The 20,700-nt window shown below is 64.5% G+C and carries 21 protein-coding genes and 1 riboswitch; of the genes, 14 read left to right on the top strand and 7 right to left on the bottom strand.

Annotated elements, in window-relative coordinates:
* Nucleotides 1-179 precede the first annotated feature (179 nt).
* Both RAD16_RS39610 and RAD16_RS39605 read right to left on the bottom strand, forming a co-directional pair.
* On the bottom strand, nucleotides 180-881 hold the full coding sequence (locus RAD16_RS39610) for a ribonuclease T2 family protein (protein WP_458163381.1): 702 nt from the start codon (nucleotides 879-881) through the stop codon (nucleotides 180-182).
* Between the two features lie 149 nt (nucleotides 882-1,030).
* On the bottom strand, nucleotides 1,031-1,492 hold the full coding sequence (locus RAD16_RS39605; RefSeq protein WP_458163379.1) for a hypothetical protein: 462 nt from the start codon (nucleotides 1,490-1,492) through the stop codon (nucleotides 1,031-1,033).
* Nucleotides 1,493-1,674: 182 nt separating this feature from the next.
* Here RAD16_RS39605 and RAD16_RS39600 point away from each other — a divergent pair, with 182 nt between their 5' ends.
* Entirely contained in the window at nucleotides 1,675-1,968 is a 294-nt protein-coding gene (locus tag RAD16_RS39600) for a hypothetical protein (RefSeq protein ID WP_458163377.1), read from the top strand.
* A gap of 82 nt (nucleotides 1,969-2,050) precedes the next feature.
* Nucleotides 2,051-2,581, top strand: a complete 531-nt coding sequence (locus RAD16_RS39595) for a DUF3617 domain-containing protein (protein ID WP_458163375.1) — start codon at nucleotides 2,051-2,053, stop codon at nucleotides 2,579-2,581.
* A gap of 176 nt (nucleotides 2,582-2,757) precedes the next feature.
* Here RAD16_RS39595 and RAD16_RS39590 read toward each other — a convergent pair whose 3' ends face one another.
* The 3 genes from RAD16_RS39590 to RAD16_RS39580 are packed head-to-tail and all read right to left on the bottom strand — an operon-like array spanning nucleotide 2,758 to nucleotide 5,435.
* Nucleotides 2,758-4,146, bottom strand: a complete 1,389-nt coding sequence (locus RAD16_RS39590; protein WP_458163373.1) for an ATP-binding protein — start codon at nucleotides 4,144-4,146, stop codon at nucleotides 2,758-2,760.
* A gap of 18 nt (nucleotides 4,147-4,164) precedes the next feature.
* Complete coding sequence (locus tag RAD16_RS39585; RefSeq protein WP_458163371.1) at nucleotides 4,165-4,896, bottom strand: response regulator; 732 nt, start codon at nucleotides 4,894-4,896, stop codon at nucleotides 4,165-4,167.
* Nucleotides 4,893-5,435, bottom strand: coding sequence for a MarR family winged helix-turn-helix transcriptional regulator (locus RAD16_RS39580; protein ID WP_458163369.1), 543 nt, complete (start codon nucleotides 5,433-5,435; stop codon nucleotides 4,893-4,895). The genes RAD16_RS39585 and RAD16_RS39580 overlap by 4 nt, the downstream gene beginning before the upstream one ends.
* Nucleotides 5,436-5,773: 338 nt before the next feature.
* On the opposite strand from RAD16_RS39580, the gene RAD16_RS39575 reads away from it, so the two are divergent.
* From RAD16_RS39575 to RAD16_RS39555, 5 genes are all read left to right on the top strand, one after another.
* Nucleotides 5,774-6,856: a branched-chain amino acid aminotransferase gene (locus RAD16_RS39575; protein ID WP_458163367.1), complete on the top strand. Its 1,083-nt coding sequence runs from the start codon at nucleotides 5,774-5,776 to the stop codon at nucleotides 6,854-6,856.
* A gap of 135 nt (nucleotides 6,857-6,991) precedes the next feature.
* Complete coding sequence (locus RAD16_RS39570) at nucleotides 6,992-7,516, top strand: YegJ family protein (RefSeq protein ID WP_458163365.1); 525 nt, start codon at nucleotides 6,992-6,994, stop codon at nucleotides 7,514-7,516.
* A 207-nt stretch (nucleotides 7,517-7,723) separates the two neighbouring features.
* Nucleotides 7,724-9,346 (top strand): histidine--tRNA ligase, encoded by a 1,623-nt coding sequence (gene hisS / locus RAD16_RS39565; protein WP_458163363.1) that lies wholly within the window; start codon nucleotides 7,724-7,726, stop codon nucleotides 9,344-9,346.
* Between the two features lie 67 nt (nucleotides 9,347-9,413).
* Nucleotides 9,414-9,662: a tautomerase family protein gene (locus RAD16_RS39560; protein WP_458163361.1), complete on the top strand. Its 249-nt coding sequence runs from the start codon at nucleotides 9,414-9,416 to the stop codon at nucleotides 9,660-9,662.
* A gap of 65 nt (nucleotides 9,663-9,727) precedes the next feature.
* Nucleotides 9,728-10,120, top strand: coding sequence for a thioesterase family protein (locus RAD16_RS39555; RefSeq protein ID WP_458163359.1), 393 nt, complete (start codon nucleotides 9,728-9,730; stop codon nucleotides 10,118-10,120).
* Between the two features lie 115 nt (nucleotides 10,121-10,235).
* Here RAD16_RS39555 and proC read toward each other — a convergent pair whose 3' ends face one another.
* The gene (gene proC / locus RAD16_RS39550) at nucleotides 10,236-11,063 is read right to left on the bottom strand and encodes a pyrroline-5-carboxylate reductase (RefSeq protein ID WP_458163357.1); all 828 of its coding nucleotides are present in this window, start codon (nucleotides 11,061-11,063) and stop codon (nucleotides 10,236-10,238) included.
* Between the two features lie 221 nt (nucleotides 11,064-11,284).
* A complete protein-coding gene (locus tag RAD16_RS39545) occupies nucleotides 11,285-11,785 on the bottom strand; it encodes a YbjN domain-containing protein (protein ID WP_458163355.1) in 501 nt (166 codons plus the stop codon).
* Nucleotides 11,786-12,189: 404 nt separating this feature from the next.
* Nucleotides 12,190-12,349: riboswitch (FMN riboswitch) on the top strand.
* Between the two features lie 74 nt (nucleotides 12,350-12,423).
* Between RAD16_RS39545 and RAD16_RS39540 the strand changes: the two genes are divergently transcribed.
* The 7 genes from RAD16_RS39540 to RAD16_RS39510 all read left to right on the top strand — a co-directional run bounded on the left by RAD16_RS39540 (nucleotide 12,424) and on the right by RAD16_RS39510 (nucleotide 20,690).
* Nucleotides 12,424-12,972 (top strand): 6,7-dimethyl-8-ribityllumazine synthase, encoded by a 549-nt coding sequence (locus RAD16_RS39540; RefSeq protein WP_458163353.1) that lies wholly within the window; start codon nucleotides 12,424-12,426, stop codon nucleotides 12,970-12,972.
* Nucleotides 12,973-13,163: 191 nt separating this feature from the next.
* The gene (locus tag RAD16_RS39535; protein WP_458163383.1) at nucleotides 13,164-14,366 is read left to right on the top strand and encodes an MHYT domain-containing protein; all 1,203 of its coding nucleotides are present in this window, start codon (nucleotides 13,164-13,166) and stop codon (nucleotides 14,364-14,366) included.
* Nucleotides 14,367-14,717: 351 nt separating this feature from the next.
* Entirely contained in the window at nucleotides 14,718-15,581 is an 864-nt protein-coding gene (locus tag RAD16_RS39530) for an FAD binding domain-containing protein (RefSeq protein WP_458163351.1), read from the top strand.
* Nucleotides 15,582-15,592: 11 nt separating this feature from the next.
* Nucleotides 15,593-16,093, top strand: a complete 501-nt coding sequence (locus tag RAD16_RS39525; protein WP_326897636.1) for a (2Fe-2S)-binding protein — start codon at nucleotides 15,593-15,595, stop codon at nucleotides 16,091-16,093.
* Nucleotides 16,090-18,510, top strand: a complete 2,421-nt coding sequence (locus tag RAD16_RS39520; RefSeq protein WP_458163349.1) for an aerobic carbon-monoxide dehydrogenase large subunit — start codon at nucleotides 16,090-16,092, stop codon at nucleotides 18,508-18,510. The genes RAD16_RS39525 and RAD16_RS39520 overlap by 4 nt, the downstream gene beginning before the upstream one ends.
* A 108-nt stretch (nucleotides 18,511-18,618) precedes the next feature.
* Nucleotides 18,619-19,485 carry an AAA family ATPase gene (locus tag RAD16_RS39515; RefSeq protein WP_458163347.1) on the top strand — a complete coding sequence of 289 codons (867 nt, stop codon included), beginning with the start codon at nucleotides 18,619-18,621 and terminating at the stop codon, nucleotides 19,483-19,485.
* On the top strand, nucleotides 19,482-20,690 hold the full coding sequence (locus tag RAD16_RS39510; protein ID WP_458163345.1) for a vWA domain-containing protein: 1,209 nt from the start codon (nucleotides 19,482-19,484) through the stop codon (nucleotides 20,688-20,690). Before RAD16_RS39515 ends, RAD16_RS39510 begins: the two co-directional genes overlap by 4 nt.
* The last annotated feature ends 10 nt before the right edge of the window (nucleotides 20,691-20,700 follow it).

The raw sequence follows: 20,700 nt of genomic DNA, 5'->3' as shown, positions 1-20,700 counted from the left end.
TGCGGATAGCGGCCGGTCCGTCGGAAAGATGATCGAACAACATCGTTGTCTCCAGGTTGAGTGCTTCAGCAACCTCAGTCTGGCCTCAGACCCGGTCGCTATCCACTCCCCATGGAATCTTCGTCGCCGGCGCAAAATTGCTTCGCAATTTTGTCGCGGGCTCCTTGCAATGACGGGAGTTAACCGCCCCTGACCGGCGGCATCGTCACCTGGTCGCGGCGGCAGGCGCGGCGCTCGATTTCCTCGCAGGCGCGGAACTGCAAATCCTTGCTGAGGCAGATGCGGACTTCCGAGAGGCGGGTCCGGTTGCAGGTGACCGAGACGGCGGCATCGCTCAGGCCCGGATTGGCCTTGATGAAGGCTTCTTCCACCTCGCCCGGCGCCACGGTCTTGGTCTGCGACAGGTCGAGATATTCGGCCGGAATCTTGATCGCAGCGCGCGCCTTGCGGATCGTCTCGAAATAATTGCGGCCGTCGAGCCCGGAGCAGGTGCCGTGCTTGTCCCACTCGTTGAAGATCAGGCCCGGCGCCGGCATCAGATCGAGCATCGAGGAGACGATGTTGCGGTTCAGCCGCGGCGAGGGCCGCTGACAGTATTCGGGGAAGCCATTCTCGTATTGCGGCCACAGCCCGTGCACCACGAATGAATAGGGCCGCCCGCTGCATTGCATCTGCGAGCGCCCGCCGCTGCGGCCGCGCTCGGAGGCTTCCTCACAGAACGACGGCGACCAGGACAGCGACAGCACGTAGAAATCGAATTCGCCGGGTGCGTTCTGCCGCTTGTCCTGGGCCTTCGCACCGCCGGCCAGCGCGACCAGCCCGGCCGCCAGGGTCAGCGAGATCATCAGGCGGGAGAACGAATGCAATCTAAACTGAAACATGGCGACGCCCCTCAACCAGACTGTGCAATGAGCCTAGCAGGCAACGAGAACATTTCAAGAACAAATTTCAGGCGACCATCATCCGGTCGCTTGATCAGTCCGAATCAGGGCTTTTCAGATCAGGGCTTTTCGAATCAAGGCTTTTCGAATCAAGGCCTGGCGGCGCGGCACGCCGGATTGTAGGCCCAGTTGCGGTCGAGGCCGACCATGCACCATTCAACGCCATTGCCGTAACCGGCGAAGCCGCCATCCTCGATGATCGAGAAATGCACCTTGCGCACCTTGCCGTCGTTGAGCATGGCATCGCCGGTGCAATAACGGCGCGGAATGTTGTCAGACTGCCAGGGCCGGAACGCGGTCTCGTGAACGGCAGAGAAGCCCGTGATTTTCAACGAGGAATTCCAGAAGGAGCTTTCCTTCTCCCAGAACTGGGTGGCGATTGTTGGCAGCGCCTTGTCGCAGTCGGCGACGGCGCCGTCATAGCGCGGTCCGCTCAGCCAGAAGTTCAGCTCCAGCGGATTGGCGGCCTTGGCCTCACCGAGCGACAGCGCCCCGAACATGAGGCCGAACACGGCGGCAAAGCGGAGCGATTTCAGGGAGAGGGTGCGCATGGGCAATCCGGACAGCTGGTCTTGCGAAGGCTGGACGGTGCCGCGAAGGCCGGGGGAGGTCAAGTGCAGCGCGGCAACACTTCGCCAGGACTTGACCATAACGTCGCAGCCAACGGGGCTTCAGTTCTTTTCACTTCCATCTCGGCACCGTAAACTGGGCCCAACCAATTGGAGTGACGGGAATGCGAATCATTGCGGCCGCGGGCCTTCTTGCCCTGGGTATGATGGCGAGCCAGTCGGCGCGCGCCGATCTGCTTCCAGTGCCTCCGTTCAAGGGCAACGACACCGGCGGCATCATCGCCTATTCGCTGGCGACGCAGACCGATGCGCGGCAGGTCGCGGTCGATCACTGCGCGCGCTACGGCAAGGTCGTGAAATTCCTCGCGATACAGGCCTATGAGGGCGGTTACATCTCGTTCTCCTGCCGCTGGGTGCCGTATGGCGCCGCCAACCAGCCGATCCGCACGCTTTATTGATGCGCCTTGGCGCCAGGGCGTTTTCGTCAAGGCGTTTTTGTCAAGGCGCGTTCGTAACGTCTCTCAGCCGGGAGCTTCACCCATGACGCGCAAACTCGCTTTGCTCGGCTCAAGCCTTTGCTTTGCCTTGTCGGCAGGCAGTGCCAGCGCCGACGACCTGCCGGTGCGCAAGGCCGGTCTTTGGGAAATGAAGATGGTCAGGAGCGGCTCGGCGATGCCGGAAATGACCATGCAGCATTGCACCGACGAGACCGTCGACAAGGAGATGAGCAACAACGTCTCCCCGATGGCCAAACAGATCTGCAGCAAGCAGGACATCAAGAAGACTGCGACCGGCTATGTCAGCGATTCCGAATGCAGCGTCGCCGGCATCAGCACGACCTCGCATGCCGAGATCAACGGCGATTTCAACTCGGCCTATACGGTGAAGACCACCTCGCACGCGCAAGGCGGCGCCGCTGGTGCGGCCGGCCGCGATACGACGATGACGCTCGAAGCCAAGTGGCTGGGCGCCTGCAAGCCGGAGCAGAAGCCAGGCGACATCGTGATGCCCGGCGGCTTCAAGATGAACGTGCGCGACATCGACAAGCTGAAGGCGCTGCTGCCGAAGTAGGTGTGGTCGTTGCGCGGAAGTCGGTGCGCTCCCTCGCCCCGTTCTTACGGGGAGAGGGTTGGGGTGAGGGGCATCTCTCCACGCATGAGATTGTCGTGAGACCTGTACCCCCTCACCCGAATTCGATCTGCGATCGAATTCGACCTCTCCCCGCAAGCGGGGCGAGGTAAGGAAAGCTACACCGGTATCCTGACGCTCGCCCGTAATCCCCCCATCGGGCTGTCGCCGAGGGTGATGTCGCCGCCATGCGAGCGGGCGATGTCGCGGGCGATGGCGAGGCCAAGGCCGGTGCCGCCCTCGTCCTGGTTGCGGGCATTGTCGAGCCGCAGGAACGGCTTGAACACCTCTTCGCGCAAATGCGCGGGAATGCCCGGCCCGTCGTCGTCGACAATGACGGTCAAATAACGGTGATCGCGCTGGCCGGTGATGGCGATGCTCTTGCCGTAGCGGGCGGCGTTGGTGACGAGGTTGGCGAGGCAGCGCTTGAACGAGGCCGGTTTCACTGTGACCACCGGCAGTCCGTTGAACGCGACGGTCGCCGTATGGCCGTGGCGCTCGGCGTCGCTGCGCAGCTCTTCGAGCGCCTGCGACATATCGGTCGGCTGCGACTGCTCGCCGGAATCACCGCGGGCAAACGCAAGGTAGTCCTCCAGCATCATCGACATCTCGTCGACGTCCTTGCGCATCCCCTCCATTTCGGGACTGTCGCCGATCAGCGCCAGTTCGAGCTTGAAGCGGGTGAGGATGGTGCGCAGATCGTGGCTGACGCCGGCGAGCATCGCGGTGCGCTGCTCCATCGTGCGCTCGATGCGCGACTTCATCTCGAGGAAGGCAACCGCCGCGCGCCGCACCTCGCGCGCGCCGCGCGGACGGAAATTCGGCGCCTCGCGGCCCTTGCCGAAACTTTCGGCGGCATCCGCAAGCCGCAGGATCGGCTTGATCTGGTTGCGCAGGAACAGCACCGCGACGATCAGGAGGATCGAGGACGTGCCGACCATCCAGAACAGGAAAATCTCCGAGTTCGAGGCATACGCGGCGCTGCGCTGCGCGAATACGCGCATCACGGCATCGTCGAGCTGGATGCGGATCTCGACGAGGTTGGAGCGGCCGACGGTGTCGATCCAGAACGAGCGGCCGATCTGGCGGCCGAGCTGTACCGATAGCGTCTGGTCGAGCAGCGAGAAGAACGGCTTTGGTCCGGGCGGCGGCATGTCGCCGGGGGGCAGGAAGTCGACGACGAGGCCGAGGCGCTGCTGCGCGATGCGGCGGATCTGGTCGCGATCCTTGTCCTGCGGGTAGCCCTTGTAGACGTCGATCAGCGCGGCGATGTCCTGCACGACAGCGGCCGACAGGCGCCGCGTCACCGTGTTCCAGTGCCGCTCCATGAACACGAAGGCGACGACCGATTGCAGGATCACCATCGGCACGATCATGATCAGGAGCGCGCGGGCGTAGAGGCCGGTCGGCATCCAGCCTTTGAACGCGTTGCCCATCCAGCCATTGGCGGCAGAGACGCGCCCGGCGGCGCTCTTGAGCAGCGTCAGGCCGGTATCGATCGTGCTCATCGGTCGCGCTTCACTGATTTATGGCGAGGCCACCAGGCGGTAGCCGATGCCGCGCACCGCCTGGAGGAACAGCGGATTGGCCGGGTCGGTCTCGATCTTGCGCCTGAGGCGGTTGATCTGCACGTCGACGGCGCGCTCGTTGACGGTGCCGTTGCCGGTCAGCGCGCTGCGCGGCACGGTCTCGCCGGGTGTCTCCGAAAGAATGCGCAGCATCTCGCGCTCGCGGTCGGTGAGGTGGATGACTTCCTCGCCCTGGCGCAGCTCGCCGCGATCCAAATGGTAGACGTAAGGCCCGAACGCGATCTTCTCGACGGTCACGGTCTGCGGCGGCGGCGCGGCGCGCTTGAGGATGTTGTTGATGCGCAGCGCCAGCTCGCGCGGCTCGAACGGCTTTGCCACGTAATCGTCGGCGCCGATCTGCAGGCCTTCGATGCGGGCTTCGGCTTCGTGCCGCGCGGTCAGCATCACGATCGGCACCGAGGAGGAGGTGCGGATGAAGCGGGCGAGGTCGAAGCCGGTCTCGCCGGGCATCATCACGTCGAGGATCAGCAGGTCGAAATGCAGGCCCATCAGCTTCGAGCGTGCATCGCCGGCGCTCGCGGCGGTGGTGACGCGATAGCCTTCGGCGGCGAGGAAGCGCGAGAGCAGGTCGCGGATGCGGCGGTCGTCGTCGACCAGCAGCAGATGCGGGGCGTCGTCGGCCGGTTCAACGGGCGGACGGGCGAGCGTGGCTGCAAGCGGCACGGTCACTCCTTGCTGTCTTGATTGACGGAGGCGAAGATCGTCTCGAGCACCTTGTCCGGATCGTCGCGGTCGATCATCGCGCGCAGGAAGCGCTTCACCGTGTCCGCGTCCTGCGGGTTCATCTTGGCGAGCGCCTTGGTGATCCGCGTGGTCTGGAGACCGGCGAGCTTCTGCACCAGCGCCTCACCCTTCGGCGTTGCGTAGAGCAATCGCTGGCGGCGGTCATTGTCGCCGGTCTTCTGCACGATGTAGCCCTCGTCCAGCAGCTGCTTGAGCACGCGGCCGAGCGACTGTTTTGTGATGCGCAGGACGTCGAGCAGGTCGGCAACCTTCAGGCCGGGATAGCGATAGACAAAGTGCATGACCCGGTGATGGGCCCGGCCGAAGCCGAATGCCTCCAGCTCCTGGTCGGGATCGCCGACGAAGTCGCGGTAGGCGAAGAACAGTAGCTCGATGATATCCCAGCGCAAATTGCCTCCTTCGCCTGCGGCCGGCCGAGGCTCGACAGCGTCTTGAGAGGGAGTCGCGAAATTTATGTCAGGCATATTGACGTATCTTGGGTTCAATGTTACAAAACGATCAGCCCGCACGAAATTTTAGATCGCTTCGCGACGGGTGGCATCGAAGCTGGGACGGCCAGAGTGAGCCGGACAGGTGGTGACGGCCGAACCAGATCTACCGTGCGATTGTCGAACGGCATTTCGGCAAAACATACTGGACTTCCGCCTTCCGCAAAAGCATGTCCTCGGAGACATGCTGGCCACGGAAACCGGCCGTAACAAGGCTGGCGGTGGTCCGGCCAGAAATCCAATCAAGCCAGCCGGGCCCGAACGGGGCGGCCGGCGCCAGAGCAGCGCCGCCACCGGCAGCGGGAGGCAAGGAAATGAGCATGAAATTCGACATCCAGCCCGCATCCAATCCGACACCCGAAAAGGACCGGATCGCCAAGCTGGTGGACCCCGGCTTCGGGCGGGTCTTCACCGACCACATGGCGATCGTCCGCTACAGCCATGCCAAGGGCGGCTGGTATGAGGCGAAGATCGAGGCGCGCGCCAACTTCCAGATGGATCCGGCCGGCGCGGTCCTGCACTACGCACAGGAAATCTTCGAGGGCCTCAAGGCCTACAAGCGCGACGACGGCGGCGTGAACCTGTTCCGTCCCGACGCCAATGCGCGCCGCTTCAAGGACTCCGCCGACCGCATGGCGATGGCGCAGATCCCGGAGGACGTCTTCATCGAGGCGGTCGAGCAGGTCGTGCGCATCGATCGCGCCTGGATGCCGGGCGGCGAGGGCAGCCTCTACCTGCGCCCCTTCATGATCGCGAGCGAGACCTTCCTCGGCGTCAAGCCGTCGTCCGAGTACATCTTTGCGGTGATCGCTTCGCCGGTGGGCTCCTACTTCAAGGGCGGACCCGCGCCGGTCTCGATCTGGGTCTCCGAGAACTACACGCGCGCCGCGATCGGCGGCACTGGCGCCGTCAAGTGCGGCGGCAACTACGCCGCGAGCCTGCGCGCTCAGGCCGAAGCGATCCAGCACGGCTGCGATCAGGTCGTCTTCCTCGATGCGGTCGAGCGCCGCTACATCGAGGAGCTCGGCGGCATGAACGTGTTCTTCGTGTTCGACGACGGCTCGCTCTCGACGCCGCCGCTCGGCACCATCCTGCCCGGCATCACCCGCGATTCCATCATCGCGCTCGCCCGCGATGCCGGCAAGACCGTGCGCGAGGAGCCGTATTCGCTCGACCAGTGGCGCAAGGATGCGGCGTCCGGCAGGCTGAAGGAAGCGTTTGCCTGCGGTACTGCCGCGGTGATCTCGCCGATCGGCAAGGTCCGCTCGGTGAGCGGCGATTTCGAGATCAGCGGCGGCGCCGCCGGCCCCGTCGCCATGGGCCTGCGCAAGCAGCTCGTCGACATCCAGTACGGCCGCACCAACGATCCGCACAACTGGATCCGCAAGGTGTTTTGAGACGCGATGAGCGTTTCCCCTCTCTCGCGAGGGAGAGGGGAAATGCGCAATGCTTGTGGACTTTTGCGCTATGAACTCCGCGCCACAACCGCGCGACAAAGCCAGGACACATCAAGCATCCTGGACATCGCGAACATGGCAACCAAACTCTCCCAACCCGTGAAATGGGTCGTTCTCGCCGCAATCACCGGCGTCTCCGTTTTCGGCATCCTGACCGTCGGACCCACGCCGGAAGTCGCAGCCCAAGACCGCTCGCCGATTGTCGACGTGCGCACCACCGATCCGGAAATGAATGCCGCGATCGCGCGCGCCCGCGGCACGCTCCCGACCTTCTGGGCCTCCTATGAGGCGCCCAAGCCGTCAGAGACCGGCCATTCCCTGAAAGTGCGCTTTTCGACCCGCAAGGGCGGCGAGCACATCTGGATCGCCGACGTGAAGAAGCTGCCGAACGGGGCCTATTCGGGCTTCTTCGCCAATGAACCACGGGACCTGCCGGGTAAACGGGCAAGTGACGCGGTTAAGTTTGCCGAAGCCGACATCTCGGACTGGATGTTCATGCGCAACGGCAAGATCGTCGGCGGTGAAACCATCAAGCCGACGCTGAAGTCGCTGCCGAAGGCGGACGCCGATGCCCTCCGGGCGCGGATGGAGCAGCCGTAAATTCTCTTCCCCTCTCCCCGCCTGCGGGGAGAGGGCAGGGTGAGGGGGAGTCTCCCCGGGGCCGGCGGCCATTGGACTCGCGGAGAGTCCCCCTCGCCCGAAATTCCCGCTTTCAGCGTGAATTTCGACCTCTCCCCGCAAGCGGGGCGAGGTGAAGAAGACACGCCAGCGGTTGCCGCACCGCGCCCCGGCTGGTAAACGCCGCGCATGGCCGAGAAACCCAAAAAACCCCAGAAACTGAAGGCGCGCCTGCCGCGCGGGCTCGAGGATCGCGATCCCGCCGCGATCCGGGCGACGCGCGAGATGGTCGAGAAGATCCGCGCCGTCTACGAGCTCTACGGGTTCGAGCCCGTCGAGACGCCGGCGATGGAATACACCGACGCGCTCGGCAAGTTCCTGCCCGACCAGGACCGTCCGAACGAGGGCGTGTTCTCGTTCCAGGACGACGATGAGCAGTGGATCAGCCTGCGCTACGATCTGACCGCGCCGCTCGCCCGCTATGTCGGCGAGCGATACGGCACCGACGGCCTGGTCCTGCCCTATCGCAGCTACCGCGTCGGCTACGTCTTCCGCAACGAAAAGCCCGGCCCCGGCCGCTTCCGCCAGTTCATGCAGTTCGATGCCGACACGGTCGGCTCGGCGACGCCGGCGGCGGATGCCGAGATCTGCATGATGGCCGCGGACACGATGGAGGCGCTCGGCATTGCGCGCGGCTCCTATGTCGTGAAGGTGAATAACCGGAAAGTGCTCGACGGCGTAATGGAGAGCATCGGGCTCGGTGGTGATGAACATGCAGGACATCGGCTCACAGTCCTTCGAGCGATCGATAAGTTAGATCGGCTCGGATCGGAAGGAGTGCGCGAGTTGCTGGGTGCAGGTCGCAAGGACGAGAGTGGCGACTTTACCAAGGGTGCCGGCCTCGACGATGACCAAATCGCCAAGATTCTCGTTTTTGCCTTGCTACAGGAAGGCAATATTACCGAACTCGAAGATGTCACCAATCTTTCGCCTTCAGCGCGCGCCGCGCGAGGCAATGTGATGACGTTTTCGGCGGGGGATGACGACAAGTCGTATTTCGTAGAAAGCAATAAAGGGGTCATCGAGGGAATGATGACCCACTTCGGGAATAATGAGACATCTCGAGCAGGCATCGAAGAGCTTAGATTAATCTCGGAGTTGGTCGAGGCTGCTGGCTACAATCGAGATAGGATCCGCATCGACCCCTCGGTCGTGCGCGGCCTCGAATATTACACTGGCCCCGTCTACGAGGTCGAACTGCTGCTCGAGACCAAGGACGAGAAGGGCCGCCCGGTGCGGTTCGGCTCAGTCGGCGGCGGCGGACGTTACGACGGCCTCGTCTCGCGCTTCCGCGGCGAGCCGGTGCCTGCGACCGGGTTCTCGATCGGCGTGTCGCGCCTGCAGGCCGCGCTGACGCTGCTCGGCAAGCTCGACACGCGGCCCGAATTCGGTCCCGTCGTCGTCACCGTGTTCGACCGCGACCGCGTCGCCGACTATCAGAAGATGGTCTCGAGCCTTCGCGCCGCCGGCATCCGCGCGGAGCTCTATCTCGGCAATCCCAAGAACATGGGCAACCAGCTCAAATATGCCGACCGCCGCAACTCGCCTTGCGTGATCATCCAGGGCTCGGATGAAAAGGCGCGCGGCGAGCTGCAGATCAAGGATCTGATCGAGGGGGCCAAGGCGGCGGCCGCGATCGCCTCCAACCAGGAATGGCGCGAGACGCGGCCGGCGCAGTTCTCGTGCAGCGAAGCCGACCTCGTCGCAAAAGTGCGTGAAGTCCTGGCCCGCCATGACGTGAGCTGGGGCTAGCCATTCGCGGATCGCCTCATGCCCGGGCTTGTCCCGGGCATCCACCTCCTGTTTGATGCGCCCCACCATGAGCGACCGGGGTGTGCCCGGTCATCGCGACAGCAGGGAGAAGACAATGCCTGAGATCACCGTCAGCATGGCCGAGGGCCGCACCGACGAGCAGAAGGCCGGCATGATGCGCGACATCACGCAGGCGCTGGTGAAGAATCTCGGCGTCGACGCCGATGCCGTCGTCATCCAGATCAACGAAGCCCCGCTCCGCCACAAGATGAAGGGCGGCAAGACGTTTGTGGAGCGCGCGGCGGCGAAGAAATAGCCAGGGCTCGTTCGGCAGACACTGCCGTCGTCCCGGCTCGTCCGGGACGACATCGAGCAAGCACCATGGACGCACGCGACTTCATCAAAATCGGCATGAGCGCCGAGCGCACGCTGGTCGTCCCATCGGAGCGCACGGTCGGACATTTCGTAGCCGGCATGCCGATGGTCTATGCGACCCCGATGATGATCCTGGAAATGGAGATGACGTCGGGCGATGCGATCCGCGCCGCGTTGCAGCCGGGCTGGGTCACCGTCGGCACCGAGGTCGACATTCGCCATCTCGCCGCAGCCCTCGTCGGCGCGACGGTGCGGACCACCGCGAAGGTCGTTGCGGTCGAGCGCCGCGTCATCCGCTTCGAGGTCGAGGCGTTCGAGGGCACCCGCAGGCTCGGCGAAGGCCGCCATGCGCGCGGGCTCGTGAATGTCGCGATGTTCAACAAGCGGCTGGGAGCGTAGCCGCAAGCGCGGTGCCGTAGGGTGGATTAGCCGAAGGCGTAATCCACCACTTCTGTCTCCGCGGAAATAGAAGAGGTGGGTTACGGCTTCGCCTAATCCACCCTACAGCACCTGTTTACTTCGCCAATTCCTTCGACCGCTTCGTCGCCGCCGCGATCGCGCGGATCATCAGGTCGCGCAGGCCGGGTTCGCCCATCAGCACGCCGAGCGCGGCGGCCGTGGTGCCGCCGGGCGAGGTGACATTCTGGCGCAGCGTGCTGGAGGGAAGCTCGGACTGGTGCAGCAGCTCGCCCGAGCCCGCGACCGTCTCGCGCGCAAGCTTCGTTGCCAGCGCCTCGGGCAATCCCGCCTCGACGCCGGCGCGCGCGAGCTCTTCGGCGAGCAGGAACACATAGGCCGGGCCCGAGCCGGACACCGCTGTCACCGCGTCCATCAGGCCTTCATCCTCGACCCATTCGACCGAGCCGGTGGCGCGCAGCAAGGCATCGGCCACCGCGCGCTGTCCTGCGCTGACACTCTTCGCCGCAACCGCAACCGTGATGCCGCGGCCGATTGCCGCCGGCGTGTTCGGCATCGCGCGCACCACGGCGCCGCCGCAGACCTCTTCGAGCGCAGCGATCGTGGTTCCCGCCATGATCGAGACCACTGAAGTTCTCTCCGACACGAACGATTTCAGCTTCGCGCCGGCCTCGCGGAACATCTGCGGCTTGACCGCGACGACCATCGTTTCGACAAAGCCTGCCGTCTTCGCGTCGGGATTGAGCGCGACGCCCTTGACCGCAAGCGCGGTGATCTCGGGCGAGATGAAGGGATCGACCACCGCGACGCGGCGCGGATCGAGCCCGCCTGCCAACCATCCGGTCAGCATCGCGCCGCCCATCTTGCCGGCGCCGGCGAGAAGGATGGTGCCGGTGATGTTCTTGAGAGTGCTGCTGTCTGCCATCGCTGTCACCACAAACGCGCTGTCGTCCCGGCGAAGGCCGGGACCCCCGCGCGAGCGCTTGCGCTCGTCGCGTAAACACAGTCGGTTCTAATGGATGGGGATGTTGGCAACAAGCGGTGTGCCACAAGCGGCATCACGCGGTCTGGGTCCCGGATCTGCGCTTTGCTTGTCCGGGACGGCGGCGGGGAGGGAGCTCCGGCTCCCTCACGTCTTGAGAGGCCTTACGCCTCTCCGACCGTATCGAACATCGCGGCGTCCATGGCCTGCGCGGTGGTCTTGCCGGCCCACACGACGAACTGGAACGCCGGGAAGTAGCGCTCGCAGGCGTGGATGGCGCCGGCGAGCATGGCTTCGCATTGCGCGGTCGAGGCGGTCAGCCCGCCCGGCAGCACCAGCGCCTGGCGGTGCATGATCATGCCGGTGTTGGTCCACAGGTCGAAATGGCCGACCCACAACTGCTCGTTGACGGCTGCAACGAGCCGCTGCACCTCCCCCCGCCTCTGCATGGGAATCTTCATGTCGAAGGCGCACGCCAGATGCAGCGCCTCAATCTCACTCATCCAGGTGAAGGAGATCTGGTAGTCGGTCCACTGTCCCTTGGAGACAATGGTGAGCTCGTCTTCGCCGGAGCGTTCGAACGGCCAGTTGTTGCTGGCAGCGATATCCTCGACCACCGCGAGCGGGTGATTTCGGGAATCGATATTGCCTTCGAGCAGGGACATGCCGTCTCGACCTCTTGCCTTCTTGTTGTCCTTGATACGCACGCGGTTGGGCCCGGCGCGCGCTCCCTAAACGTCGTCGATCTCGGGAGTCGCTTTCGTGATCTCCTGGGACCGGCGCGGCCTGTCGCGGATCAAGTGATGTGATTTGCGGAATCTGCGCAACTGGCTGCCGAGTCCGTCCACAAGCCAGGACTCGTTCGTCCACAGCTCATCTCGGCCACAATTGTTAACGAATAGAACAAACAGGAATCGGATTCGGACGGCCGGCCGATCGTTAATTCCGTCGCGCGATGGCTCACCTGCCTTGGTGACATGGGACCATGCGGTTTTTTGCTGCGGAACACGCTTGCTGCGGCCCCGGACCGGCGTCATATTTCCACTCAGGTCGCTCAATCCCGGGCGGCCGATGTTCTCAGGGCGGGGTGAAAGTCCCCACCGGCGGTAAGGGCCGAAAGGCCCAAGCCCGCGAGCGCCTTCCCGAAGGATGTTTTCCAACGGAAAGGGTCAGCAGATTCGGTGCAACTCCGAAGCCGACGGTTAAAGTCCGGATGAAAGAGAACGGTCGGTGGCAGACGCATCGCGAGATGCGGCTGTTTGTCGTTCCGTGTGCCCTGATTCTGGTCCTTTGAAGGAAAGCCATGAATCAGATGTTGCAAGATCCCCAAGCCGAAACGTCCCAGACAACCCAACCGCCGGTTCCAACGACCGAGCATCCACGCTTCGCAAAGCCGCAGCGGGTGGCCTTCGTGCAGGCCCGCTGGCACCGCGACGTGGTCGAGGAGGCCCGCATCGCCTTCATGAAGGAGGCCGAGGCGCGCCACCTCACCCATGTCGACGTGTTCGAGGTGCCGGGCTCGTTCGAGATCCCGCTGCATGCGCAGGTTCTCGCCAAGACGCGGCGCTACACCGCCATCGTCGCGGCCGGCCTCGTTGTCGACGGCGGCATTTATCGCCACGAGTTCGTCGCCGACACCGTGATCAAGGCGCTGATGGATGTGCAGCTGCGCACCGAGGTGCCGGTGTTCTCCGCCGTGCTGACGCCGCAGCAATTCCACGAGACCGAGGTGCATTACGATTTCTTCCGCAGGCACTTTACGATCAAGGGCATCGAGGTCGCGGCCGCCTGTGCGGAGACGTTGCACGGCCTGGAGCGCCTGCGCGGCCAGGTCGCCGCGGGAATTGTGTAGAGGTCGCAACGACTCGCGCTCCTCATCCTGAGGAGCGCGACCCGTCACCCCCGCGCAATGGCTTCGCCATTGCGCGGGGGTGACGGATGAAACAGCCCTTCACACGCCGCTGATTGTCAATCCCGCCGCCGTCCCTATAAAGTCGGCGGCGGGAGGAGGCCGTGCCGTGGAGACGGGCGGCCGACAAGATCATGTTCGAAGGACACGATCCCTATCTCGTCGCGCTCTCTGTGGCGATCGCGAGTCTGGGTGGCTATACCGGCTTTGCGCTTGCTGCTCGCATCCGCAATACGCCCGGCGTCAGTAACCGCGTTCTGCTCGCGGGCGCGGCTGCGTTTCTGGCGGTGGGCATCTGGACCATGCATTTCGTCGGCATGCTGGCCGCGCCGCTGCCGCCGGACACGGTCTATCTGGTGCTGCCCACCATCATTTCGTTCCTGATCTGCGCGCTGGTGGTCGGCATTTCTCTTTTCTTCGTCTCGATCGGTGAGCCCACGCTGAAGCGGGTGGCATCGTCGGCCGTTTTGCTCGGCGTCGGTATCGCCAGCATGCATTATGTCGGCATTCACGGCCTCGCCGGCCCGTTCGGCATCGTGCACGACAAGACCATGGTGGCGCTGTCGGTCGTGGTGGCGATCGTGACCGCTTATGGCGGCCTGCGCGCTTTCCTGGCGCAGCAGGAAGGCGTCCGGCTGATCGTCAGCTCGATTGTGTTCGGTATCGCCGTCTCCGGCATGCATTACACAGCGATGCTCGGTATGCATTTCGAGCCGCTTACTGGCGCGGCGCATCACCACGCCGGCGGCGGCCTCGCCGCGTCGCAGCAAATTTTATCGATCATCGTTGCCGTGCTGTGCTTCGTCATCGCGGCCGGCTTCTTGCTGTCGCTCGTTCCCGATCAACGTCGTCAGATTTCGAACTCTGCTGCCGCCGAACCGGTCACTTCGCCGGTCGCCGCGGCCGCCATTGAACTGATTGCTGCGCCGGCTGCAGCTCCGCGGCCGATGGCGCCGCTCGGCGGCCTCGGCCAGCCGCCGCGTGCGCCGGTTCCCCGATTGCCGGTCGAGAGCGCCGACGGCACCCACTTCATCGAGACGGCCAATGTCCGCAGCGTCCGGGCGGATGCGCACTACACCCGCGTCCACGACGGCACCCGCGAGCGAATGTGCCCTTGGTCGATCTCCGAAGCCGAGGCGCAGCTCGACCCCTCGCTGTTCCTGCGGGTGCACCGCAGCCATATCGTCGCCATTCCCCATGTCGCGCTGGTCCGGAAAGAGGGCGATGGCGCGGTGCTCGAGCTCGACGGCCCGTCGCCGCACCGGGTGCCGGTCAGCCGCGCCAAGATCGCCGAGGTGAAGGCGAGGCTCGGGCTGGCGAATAGGCGGCAGGCGTAGAAGAAGTTAGGGAGGCGAACTGTCTCACTCCCTCGCCCCGCTCTTGCGGGGGCGCGACGAGCTTCGCTCGCGCTGAGAGGGTTGGGGTGAGGGGCCTGTCTCTGCGTGTGAGATTCTTCGATAGACCTGTACCCCCTCACCCGGATTGCATCTTGCGATGCAATCCGACCTCTCCCCGCAAGCGGGGCGAGGTGAAGGGTCGCCACGCCTGACGCAGTTCGTGCGTTCGGGGCCGTAATTCGTGCAAAAAGCCCCTCTTTGTGCCCGAATGATTGCGGCCCGCTCCGCCGGGAGTGAGCTTTCCACCAACGTCCGCGCCGTCACAGCCAAGGACGAATGTGGGAGGAGATGATGATCCCGGGCTCATTCAGCTATCACCGGCCGGCGAGTGTCGCCGACGCCGTCAAACTTCTATCCGACCTCGGCGAGGATGCGCGGCCACTGGCCGGCGGGCACAGCCTGGTGCCGATGATGAAGCTGCGGCTCGCCACCCCCGCCCATCTGATCGATCTGCACGGCATCGCCGCTCTCAAGGGCATCAGCCGGAGCGGCAACAATCTCGTCATAGGCGCGATGACCACCCAGCACGAGCTGCTGGCCTCCGATGAAGTCGCCAAGTCGATGCCGATCCTGCATGAGGCGGCGCTGCTGATCGCCGACCCGCAGGTGCGCTATCGCGGCACGATCGGCGGCAATGTCGCCAATGGCGATCCCGGCAACGACATGCCGGCGCTGATGATGACGCTGGGTGCGACCTATCGCCTCGAAGGCGCCGGCGGCGTCCGCGACGTTCCGGCGGCCGACTTCTATCAGGGCGCCTATTTCACCGCGCTCGAGCCCGGTGAGATCCTCACCTCCGTGTCGGTGCCCGTGCCGGCGGCTGGCCACGGCTACGCCTATGAAAAGCTCAAGCGTAAGGTCGGCGACTACGCGACCGCGGCCGCCGCTGTCGTCCTCACCATGTCCGGCGGCAACGTCGCGACCTGTTCGATCGGCCTCACCAACGTGCACGAGACGCCGCTGCTCGCCGTTGACGCGGCCAGGGCGGTGATCGGCTCCAGCCTCGATGCGGCGACACTGAAGAAGGCCGCCGCGGCAGCCGAAGCGATCATGGCGCCGGCCGCGGATGCCCGCGGTCCGGTCGAATACCGCAAACATGTCGGCGGCATCATGGTGACGCGCGCGCTTCAGCGCGCAGCTAGCCGAGCGAAGTAAGGGAGGGATCGATGGCCAAAACACACGTCACCATGAAGGTGAACGGCGCCGAGGTCGAAGGCCTCGTCGAGCCGCGCACGCTGCTGGTGCACTTCATCCGCGAGAACCTGCAGATGACCGGCACCCATATCGGCTGCGAGACCACGCATTGCGGCGCCTGCACCGTCGATATCGACGGCATGTCGGTGAAATCCTGCACGATGTTCGCGGTCCAGGCTGAGGGCAGCGACATCACGACCGTCGAAGGCATGGCCAATGCCGACGGCACGCTGTCCGCGCTGCAGGAGGGCTTCCGCATGATGCACGGCCTGCAATGCGGCTTCTGCACGCCCGGCATGATCATGCGGGCGCATCGTCTGCTGAAAGAGAATCCGTCGCCGAGCGAGCAGGAAATACGGATGGGCATCTCCGGCAATATCTGCCGCTGCACCGGCTACCAGAACATCGTCAAAGCCATTCAATACGCCGCCGCGAAGATCAACGGCGTGGAATTCCGGGAGGCCGCAGAATGAACGACATGACTCCCACGCGGGAACAACGCGAAGCCGCACTCGAAGGCATGGGCTGCAAGCGCAAGCGCGTCGAGGACATCCGCTTCACGCAAGGCAAGGGCAATTACGTCGACGACGTCAAGCTGCCGGGCATGCTGCATGGCGACTTCGTCCGCTCGCCGCATCCGCATGCGCGCGTCAAGAAGATCGACGACAGCGAGGCGCTGAAGGTCCCCGGCGTGCTCGCGGTCATCACCGCCGAGACGCTGAAGACCGTCAACCTCGCATGGATGCCGACGCTCGCCGGCGACGTGCAGATGGTGCTGGCCGACGGCAAGGTGCTGTTCCAGAATCAGGAGGTCGCTTTCGTCGTTGCCACCGACCGTTATGCGGCCGATGACGGCATCAACAAGGTGATCGTCGAATACGAGCCGCTGCCGCCTTTGGTCGATCCCTTCAAGGCGATGGACAAGGACGCGCCGATATTGCGCGAGGACCTCGTCGGCAAGACATCGGGCGCGCACGGTCCGCGCAAGCACGACAACCACATCTTCGAGTGGACCGTCGGCGACAAGGAGCTGACCGATGCGGCCTTCAATAAGGCCGAGGTCAGGATCAAGGAGATGATCTCCTATCACCGCACCCATCCGTCGCCGCTGGAGACCTGCCAGTGCGTCTGCTCCTTCGACAAGATCAAGGGCGAGCTGACGATCTACGGCACGTTCCAGGCCCCGCACGTGATCCGCACCGTGGTGGCGCTGATCGCAAAGCTGCCGGAGCAGAAGATCCACGTCATCGCCCCCGATATCGGCGGCGGTTTCGGCAACAAGGTTGGCGCCTATCCCGGCTATATCTGCGCGGCGGTGGCCTCCATCGTCACCGGCAAGCCGGTGAAATGGGTCGAAGACCGCATCGAGAATCTGACCGCGACCTCGTTCGCGCGCGACTACCACATGACGACCGAGATCGCCGCGACCAGGAACGGCAAGGTTACGGGGCTGCGCGTGCACGTGCTCGCCGATCACGGCGCGTTCGATGCCTGCGCCGACCCGTCGAAATGGCCGGCCGGCTTCTTCAACATCGTCACCGGCTCCTATGACTTCCCGACCGCGCATCTGGCTGTCGACGGCGTCTACACCAACAAGGCGCCCGGCGGCGTCGCCTACCGCTGCTCGTTCCGCGTCACGGAGGCCGCCTACTGCATCGAGCGCGCCATGGATATTCTGGCGCAGAAGCTCAATATGGATCCGGCCGAGCTGCGGCTGAAGAATTTCATCAAGCCGGAGCAGTTCCCGTATCACTCGGCGCTGGGTTGGGAATACGATTCCGGTGACTACCACACCGCCATGCGCAAGATGATGGAGACGACGGGTTACGCCGCGCTCCGGAAAGAACAACAGGAGAAGCGCGCCGCGTTCGCGCGCGGCGAGACCCGCGAGATCATGGGCCTCGGCATCTCCTTCTTCACCGAGATCGTCGGCGCCGGCCCGTCGAAGAATTGCGACATCCTGGGCATCGCGATGTTCGACTCCTGCGAGATCCGCATGCATCCGACCGGTGCGGGCATTGCGCGCATGGGCACCAAGAGTCAGGGCCAGGGCCACGAGACCACCTGGGCCCAGATCATCGCGACCGAGATAGGCATTCCCGCCGACAACATCATGGTGGAAGAGGGCAATACGGACACCGCGCCCTACGGGCTCGGCACCTACGGTTCACGCTCGACGCCGGTGGCGGGCGCGGCAATTGCGATGGCTGCGCGAAAGATCAAGGCCAAGGCGCAGATGATCGCGGCCTACAAGCTCGAGGTTCACGAGGACGATCTCGAGTTCGACATCGACGGCTTCCGGGTAAAGGGCCTGCCGGAAAAGTTCATGTCGATGAAGGACATCTGCTGGGCGGCCTACAACTCGGTACCCCCTGGCATGGAGCCTGGGCTGGAAGCGGTCAGCTATTATGATCCGCCCAACATGACCTATCCGTTCGGCGCCTATCTCTGCGTGATGGACATCGACGTCGATACCGGCGTGTACAAGGTCCGGCGCTTCTACGCGCTCGACGATTGCGGCACCCGCATCAACCCGATGATCATCGAGGGGCAGGTGCATGGCGGCCTCACCGAGGCCTTCGCCATCGCGATGGGCCAGGAGATCCGCTACGACGACGTCGGCAACGTCGTCACCGGCTCGTTCATGGACTTCTTCATGCCGACCGCGGTGGAGACGCCGCATTGGGAGACCGACTTCACCGTCACCCCGTCGCCGCATCACCCGATCGGCGCCAAGGGCGTCGGCGAAAGCCCGAATGTCGGCGGCGTGCCGGCGTTCTCCAACGCCGTCAACGACGCGTTCTCGTTCCTGGGATCCACGCACATCCAGATGCCGCACGATTTCTGGCGAAACTGGAAGGCGGCGAAGGATCTGGGGGCGGTGGCGTAGTCAGGCCGTCATTGCGAGCGAAGCGAAGCAATCCAGTATCCCACCGCGGAAGCAGTCTGGATTGCTTCGTCGCTTCGCTCCTCGCAATGACGAGGAGGCAATGGAAGCATGAAAAACCGTGACGAGATCGCGCAAGCGCTGGCCGCATCGGGCTACATCGCCGATGCGGACCTCGCGACCGCGATCTCGCTGATGCAATTGTTGCGGCGTCCGCTGCTGCTGGAGGGCGAGGCGGGCGTCGGCAAGACCGAGGTGGCGAAGGCGCTGGCAAAGGTCCACGCGACCGAGCTGATCCGCCTGCAATGCTATGAAGGCCTCGATCAATCCGCTGCGCTTTACGAATGGAATTACCAGCGGCAATTGCTGGCGATCCAGGCGCATCGCGGCACCGACAGCATCGAGGACCAGGTGTTCTCGGAAAAATACCTGCTCGAACGTCCCTTGCTCGCTGCGATCCGTCGCGCGCAGGCGCCGGTGTTGCTGATCGACGAGATCGACCGCGCCGACGACGAGTTCGAGGCGTTCCTGCTGGAGTTGCTGTCGGACTTCCAGGTCTCGATCCCCGAGCTTGGTACCATTCCGGCAATCACCATCCCGCATGTCATGCTGACCTCGAACGGCACCCGCGAGCTCTCCGACGCGCTGCGCCGCCGCTGTCTTTATCACTACGTCGATTATCCCGACGTCGACCGCGAGACCCGCATCATTTTGACGCGCGTCGCGGGCGCGAGCCCATCGCTGTCGCTCCAGATCGCGCGCATGGTCGAGGGCGTGCGCAAGGAGGAATTGCGGAAGGTGCCGGGCGTGGCGGAGACGCTGGACTGGGCGGCTGCTCTCGTCGGCCTCGACATCCGCGATCTCCATGACGCGCCCGAGACGGTGCATGAGACGCTGATCTGCCTGCTCAAGACTCACGAGGACCGCGCCCGCGTCACCCCGGAAGTGACACAGCGCCTGCTGGGGAGGGTCGCATGAGCTGCTGTGGCTCCAGCCCAGGATATGACGACCTCAATGAGGTGTCCCGCCTTGTGTCCGCAAGGCTTGCCGCCTTCCAGCGCACCTTGCGCGATGCCGGCTTTCGCGTCGGTCTCGCCGAAGGGCAGGATGCCGCGACCTTGATATCATCCGGCTATGCGGCCCGGCCCGGCCTGCTGCGCGCAGCGTTCAAGCATCTGTTCTCGGCGCGCAAATCCGACTGGGACAAGTTCGACGGGCTGTTCGACGCGTTCTGGCTCGGCAAGCGTGTGCGATCGCGCTCCCGCACGATTGGCGCGGCGCCCGGCGCGAGCAATCCGTCGCTGAAGAGCTTGCAGGACAAGTCGGCGGAGCAGGGCAGCGGCCAATCCGTCACCGACCAGCTTCCGTCCTCCGATGATGCGCCGGAAGGTCGTGCCGGCGAGGGCCGCATGGAAGGCGCCTCGCGTGCGGATAATCTCGCCGAGGTCGATTTCCGAAAGCTGAGCGATCCCGATCAGGTCGCGCAGGCCCATGAAGCCGCAGCGCAGCTCGCGCGCGCCATGCGCACGCGGTTGACCCGGCGGGATCTGGCGCGCCGGCGTGGCTACCGGCTCGATCTCCGCCGCACCATCCATCGCAACATCAGCCACGGCGGCGTGCCGATCAGCCTCGTGAAGCGCCAGCGCAAGGACAAGCCGCTGCGGCTGGTCGTGCTGCTCGATGCCTCCGGTTCGATGAGCATGTACACATCCGTGTTCCTGCGTTTCATCCACGGCGTGCTCGACCAGTTCCGCGAGGCCGAGGCATTCCTGTTTCACACGCGCCTCGCCTACGTCTCCGATGCGATGAAGGAGAAGGACGCCGGCCGCGCGCTCGACCGGCTCTCGATCATGGCGCAGGGCGCGGGCGGCGGCACCAGGATCGGCGAGAGCCTGCAGACCTTCAACCGCTGGCACGCCGCGCGCGTGATCCATTCGCGCAGCTGCGTGATGATCGTCTCTGATGGCTATGAGACCGGCGATGCCGCGCTGCTCGGCCGGGAAATGGCGGCGCTGCACCGGCGCTGCCGCCGTATCGTTTGGCTCAATCCGATGATGGCGTGGGAGGGCTATGCGCCCGAAGCGCGCGGCATCAAGGCCGCACTGCCGCATGTTGATCTCTATGCGCCCGCGAACTCGCTGCAGAGTCTGCGCGCGCTCGAACCCTATCTGGCCAAGCTCTAGGGGATAGTCC

The organism is Bradyrhizobium sp. 18BD (genome assembly GCF_054185225.1).
Note: the sequence above shows the minus strand (reverse complement) of the source record. Positions and strands in the feature narration are given on the sequence as shown.

Coding starts and splice junctions, on each gene's coding strand:
- RAD16_RS39530 (WP_458163351.1), top strand. CDS start 14,718: ATGATCCCGGGCTCATTCAGCTATCACCGGCCGGCGAGTGTCGCCGAC.
- RAD16_RS39610 (WP_458163381.1), bottom strand. CDS start 881: ATGTTTCAGTTTAGATTGCATTCGTTCTCCCGCCTGATGATCTCGCTG.
- RAD16_RS39535 (WP_458163383.1), top strand. CDS start 13,164: ATGTTCGAAGGACACGATCCCTATCTCGTCGCGCTCTCTGTGGCGATC.
- RAD16_RS39590 (WP_458163373.1), bottom strand. CDS start 4,146: ATGAGCACGATCGATACCGGCCTGACGCTGCTCAAGAGCGCCGCCGGG.
- RAD16_RS39575 (WP_458163367.1), top strand. CDS start 5,774: ATGAGCATGAAATTCGACATCCAGCCCGCATCCAATCCGACACCCGAA.
- RAD16_RS39510 (WP_458163345.1), top strand. CDS start 19,482: ATGAGCTGCTGTGGCTCCAGCCCAGGATATGACGACCTCAATGAGGTG.
- RAD16_RS39555 (WP_458163359.1), top strand. CDS start 9,728: ATGGACGCACGCGACTTCATCAAAATCGGCATGAGCGCCGAGCGCACG.
- RAD16_RS39540 (WP_458163353.1), top strand. CDS start 12,424: ATGAATCAGATGTTGCAAGATCCCCAAGCCGAAACGTCCCAGACAACC.
- RAD16_RS39515 (WP_458163347.1), top strand. CDS start 18,619: ATGAAAAACCGTGACGAGATCGCGCAAGCGCTGGCCGCATCGGGCTAC.
- RAD16_RS39520 (WP_458163349.1), top strand. CDS start 16,090: ATGAACGACATGACTCCCACGCGGGAACAACGCGAAGCCGCACTCGAA.
- RAD16_RS39525 (WP_326897636.1), top strand. CDS start 15,593: ATGGCCAAAACACACGTCACCATGAAGGTGAACGGCGCCGAGGTCGAA.
- hisS (WP_458163363.1), top strand. CDS start 7,724: ATGGCCGAGAAACCCAAAAAACCCCAGAAACTGAAGGCGCGCCTGCCG.
- RAD16_RS39595 (WP_458163375.1), top strand. CDS start 2,051: ATGACGCGCAAACTCGCTTTGCTCGGCTCAAGCCTTTGCTTTGCCTTG.
- RAD16_RS39600 (WP_458163377.1), top strand. CDS start 1,675: ATGCGAATCATTGCGGCCGCGGGCCTTCTTGCCCTGGGTATGATGGCG.
- RAD16_RS39560 (WP_458163361.1), top strand. CDS start 9,414: ATGAGCGACCGGGGTGTGCCCGGTCATCGCGACAGCAGGGAGAAGACA.
- proC (WP_458163357.1), bottom strand. CDS start 11,063: ATGGCAGACAGCAGCACTCTCAAGAACATCACCGGCACCATCCTTCTC.
- RAD16_RS39570 (WP_458163365.1), top strand. CDS start 6,992: ATGGCAACCAAACTCTCCCAACCCGTGAAATGGGTCGTTCTCGCCGCA.
- RAD16_RS39545 (WP_458163355.1), bottom strand. CDS start 11,785: ATGTCCCTGCTCGAAGGCAATATCGATTCCCGAAATCACCCGCTCGCG.
- RAD16_RS39580 (WP_458163369.1), bottom strand. CDS start 5,435: ATGCCTGACATAAATTTCGCGACTCCCTCTCAAGACGCTGTCGAGCCT.
- RAD16_RS39605 (WP_458163379.1), bottom strand. CDS start 1,492: ATGCGCACCCTCTCCCTGAAATCGCTCCGCTTTGCCGCCGTGTTCGGC.